Annotated in this window: 4 protein-coding genes; all 4 read left to right on the top strand. The window is 64.7% G+C overall.

Annotation, left to right across the window (positions count from 1 at the left end; genetic code table 11):
- Positions 1 to 195: 195 nt before the first annotated feature.
- Positions 196 to 912: an MBL fold metallo-hydrolase gene (locus tag WBF82_RS16240; RefSeq protein ID WP_424384005.1), complete on the top strand. Its 717-nt coding sequence runs from the start codon at positions 196 to 198 to the stop codon at positions 910 to 912.
- Between the two features lie 64 nt (positions 913 to 976).
- A complete protein-coding gene (locus WBF82_RS16245) occupies positions 977 to 1,840 on the top strand; it encodes a hypothetical protein (protein WP_424384006.1) in 864 nt (287 codons plus the stop codon).
- Complete coding sequence (locus WBF82_RS16250; RefSeq protein WP_424384007.1) at positions 1,837 to 2,532, top strand: crotonase/enoyl-CoA hydratase family protein; 696 nt, start codon at positions 1,837 to 1,839, stop codon at positions 2,530 to 2,532. Before WBF82_RS16245 ends, WBF82_RS16250 begins: the two co-directional genes overlap by 4 nt.
- 34 nt (positions 2,533 to 2,566) lie before the next feature.
- The coding region (locus tag WBF82_RS16255) for a molybdopterin-dependent oxidoreductase (RefSeq protein ID WP_424384008.1) at positions 2,567 to 4,311 on the top strand (1,745 nt) is incomplete at its 3' end.

Raw genomic sequence — 4,311 nt, forward strand, 5'->3', positions numbered from 1 at the left:
GGAATCGAACCGTTGACCTTTTCCTTACCATGGAAACGCTCTACCGAGTGAGCTAAGGGGGCGCACCCGTAGCGACCAGTCGAGCCTGCGCCGCGGGCCTAAAAGAGGGTACAGCCTGGCCCGCGAGGGCACCAAACCCAGCGGGTATGCCATCCCACGACGACGCGCGACCGACGAGGGCCATAGGCTGATCAGGTGCCTGACTCCGACCGGCTGTACTTTCGCCAACTGCTGTCCGGCCGCGACTTCGCCAAGGGTGACGGGTTCGCGACCCAGATGCGCAATTTCGCCTACTTGATCGGGGACCGCCAGACCGGCGACACCGTGGTGGTCGACCCGGCATATGCGGCCGGCGATCTGCTCGACGCGTGCGAGGCCGACGGCATGCACCTGTCCGGGGTATTGGTCACCCATCACCACCCTGACCATGTCGGTGGTTCGATGATGGGCTTCGAACTCAAGGGGCTGGCCGAGCTGCTGGAGCGGGTCAGCGTCCCCGTCCACGTGAATTCCCAAGAGGCGCTGTTTGTTTCGCGTATCACCGGGATCGGCATGGGCGATCTCACCCAACATGAGCATGGCGACAGGGTCAGCGTCGGCGACATCGAAATCGAGCTATTGCACACCCCCGGTCACACGCCGGGCAGCCAATGTTTTCTGCTCGATGGCCGGCTGGTTGCCGGTGACACGCTGTTTTTGGAAGGCTGTGGCCGCACCGATTTTCCCGGCGGCGACTCCGACGAGATGTTCCGCAGCCTGCAAAAGCTTGCCCAGCTGGCTGGTGATCCGACGGTGTTTCCCGGACACTGGTACTCGCTCGAACCCAGTGCGTCGTTGTCGGAGGTCAAGCGTTCCAACTATGTCTATCGCGTCGCCGATCTCGATCAGTGGCGAACGTTTATGGGCGGGTAAATAAGCATTTACGGGCCTTCCAGCGAAGTTTTTCGCCCGTAAGCGCTGTGATATAAGCGGAGGGATGAATTCTTCGATGGGATGGATCGAAGATCGTTGGCATCAGGTGGCGGGCGCCTCGTCCGGCACCTGGTTGGCATGGGCCGTCTGGGCTTTGGCCATTCTGGGCGTATTGGCGTTGCTCTACGCCAATGCACAGATCCGCCGCAATCGCCGGCTGGCAACCGAAGAGACCCGGCCACATGTCGGGATGTTCATGGAGCCGCACGCCGCCGATTGGCATCTGATCGAGCTGGTGGTGCGGAACTTCGGCAAGACCCCGGCCTACGACGTGCAGTTCGCGTTTCCGCACCCACCGACGGTCGCCGAATACGAAAACGCCACCGATGGATACGCGGATGTCGTCGAGTTGAAACTCCCCCGCCAGTTGCCGACGCTGGCACCCGGCCAGGAATGGCGCACGGTGTGGGATTCGGCGCTCGACCGCAACGAGCTCGGTGAGGGCATCGAGTCGCGCTTTCCCGGCACGCTGACCTACTACGATCGTGCCGATGCTGCGCGCGGTTGGAAGTTCTGGCAGCGGCGTCGGCGGCCGTTTGAAACCAAGGTGGTGCTGGACTGGGATGCGCTTCCGCCGGTCCAGCGGATCGAGTTGATGACGACCCACAACCTGGCCAAGCGGGAAAAGGAGAAGCTGGAACTTCTTCGAAGCATGCTGACCTATTTCCACTACGCCACCAAGGAGACTCGCGCCGATGTCTTCCGCAGCGAGATCGAACGGATGAACCGCGCGGTGGAGGAAACCAAGGACCGCTGGCGAACCCGCCAGATCGACGCGCCGCCAACCGATGTCAGCCTGCGTTGGGGTGACGCCCAGGCCGAGCTCGGCAAGCACCGCGACGAGCGAGTGGTCGAGCGACACCCATGAGCGGACCGGTCACCTATCGCCTCGACGACTCCGTCGCATTCATCACGATGGACGACGGCAAGGCCAACGTCCTCGGCCCAACGATGCAGCAGGCCCTGGGCGATGCGCTCGACAACGCCGACCGCGACAACGTCGGCGCGCTGGTGATCGCTGGAAACGACCGGGTATTCAGCGGTGGGTTCGACCTAAAAGTGTTGACGTCCGGCGACATTCAGCCCGCGATCGACATGCTCAAGGGCGGCTTTGAACTCTCCCATCGCCTGCTGTCCTATCCCAAGCCGGTGGTGATGGCCTGCACCGGCCACGCCATCGCGATGGGTGCGTTCTTGCTGGCCAGCGGCGATCACCGGGTGGCCGCACCCGGCTTCAACATTCAGGCCAACGAGGTCGAGATCGGGATGACGATCCCGTACGCGGCGCTGGAAGTGATGAAGCTGCGGCTGACGCGATCGGCTTACCAGCAAGCCGCGGGGCTGGCGAAGACGTTCTTCGGCGAAACCGCAATCGCCGCGGGCTGGATCGACGAAATCGTGCTGCCCGATATGGTGCTCAGCCGCGCCGAGGAAGCCGCGCGGGAATTCGCCACCCTCAGGCAGTCCGCACACGCCGCGACGAAACTGCGGACCCGAGCCGATGCGCTGGCCGCGATCCGCGCCGGGATCGACGGTATGGCCGCCGAGTTCGGCGTCTAAGTTTGGGTATGCCCAGGTCGGGTACGCCCCGGGCATGGTTGCCATCGATCCGATCGCTAACCCGTGGGGTGTCCGCACCCCGTACGCGTCGGGCGAGCAGTGGTCGCAGCGAGTGGACAGCTACCTGGCCGACGGGATCAGCCCGGAGTCGGTGGATCGCTGGGTGCAGTCGGCGGCGGTGCTGCATTCCAACGGCGACGGCCTGGACATCGCGGTCAAGGACGGACGCATGGTGGGTGTCCGCGGTCGGGCAATCGATCGGGTCAATCGTGGACGGCTCGACCCCAAGGACATGTTCGGCTGGCAGGCCAACGCCTCGCGAGACCGGCTGAGCACCCCGCTGATCCGCAAACGGGGGCGGCTGCGACCCTGCGATTGGGACACCGCGATGGATCGCGTGGTAAAGCGCAGCCGCGAGTTGCTGGACAGCCACGGCCCCGGCGCGATCGGCTTTTACACCTCCGGGCAACTGTTCCTGGAGGAGTACTACACCCAGGCCGTCATCGCCCGCGGGGCGATCGGCACCAACCACCTCGACGGCAACACCCGGCTGTGTACGGCGACCGCAGCTGCGGCGCTCAAGGAATCGTTCGGTTGCGACGGCCAGCCGGGCTCCTACACCGACGTCGATCACGCCGACGTGATCGCACTGTTCGGACACAACGTCGCCGAGACGCAGACGGTGTTGTGGGCGCGGATGCTGGACCGGCTGGCCGGCCCGTCGCCACCGGCAATCGTGTGCGTCGACCCGCGGCTCACGCCGGTGGCCCGCGAGGCCACCGTGCACCTGGCGCCACTGCCCGGCACCAACGTGGCGTTGATGAACGGCCTGCTGCACGAAATCATCGCCCACGACTGGGTCGATCACGACTGGATCGACTCCAACACAGTTGGTTTCGACGAATTGCGCAAGCGAGTCGCGGAGTATCCGCCGGAGCGCGTCGCCGAGATCTGCGGGGTGGCCGACGATGACATTCGGCGCGCGGCCCGGCTGATCGGCACCGCGGATCGGCTGCTGTCTACTGTGCTGCAAGGGTTTTACCAGTCCCACCAGGCCACCTCAGCGGCCGTGCAAGTCAACAACATTCACCTCATCCGCGGCATGCTGGGCAAGCCGGGTTGTGGTGTGTTGCAGATGAACGGCCAGCCCACCGCGGAGAACACTCGCGAATGCGGCGCCGACGGCGACCTTCCAGGATTCCGCAACTGGGCCAACGACAGTCACGTCGCCGATCTGGCGCAGGTGTGGAACGTTGAGCCGCAACAGATTCCGCACTACGGGCCGCCCACCCACGCCATGCAAATGTTCCGCTTCGCCGAAGAAGGCACGCTGCAGATGCTGTGGGTCAGCGCGACCAACCCCGCGGTGTCGCTGCCTGAACTGGCGCGGATCCGCGACATCTTGTCTCAGACCCGGCTGTTTCTGGTGGTCCAGGACATCTTCATGACCGAGACCGCCGAACTGGCCGACGTGGTATTGCCTGCCGCGGCGTGGGGCGAGAAAACCGGCACGTTCACCAACGCTGACCGCACCGTGCACCTCTCCGAAAAGGCCGTCGAACCGCCGGGATCCGCGCGCCCCGACCTCGATATCTTCCTCGACTACGCGCGACGGATGGACTTCCGCGACAAAGACGGCGAGCCGCTTCCGGCGTGGACCGACGCCGAGTCGGCGTTCGAAGCGTGGAAGAAGTGCAGTGCCGGGCGGCCCCGCGATTACACCGGGCTGACCTATGACAAGCTTCGCGGCGGCAGCGGTGTCCAATGGCCTTGCAACGC

The organism is Mycobacterium sp. (assembly GCF_049673265.1).
Classification (GTDB): Bacteria; Actinomycetota; Actinomycetes; order Mycobacteriales; family Mycobacteriaceae; genus Mycobacterium.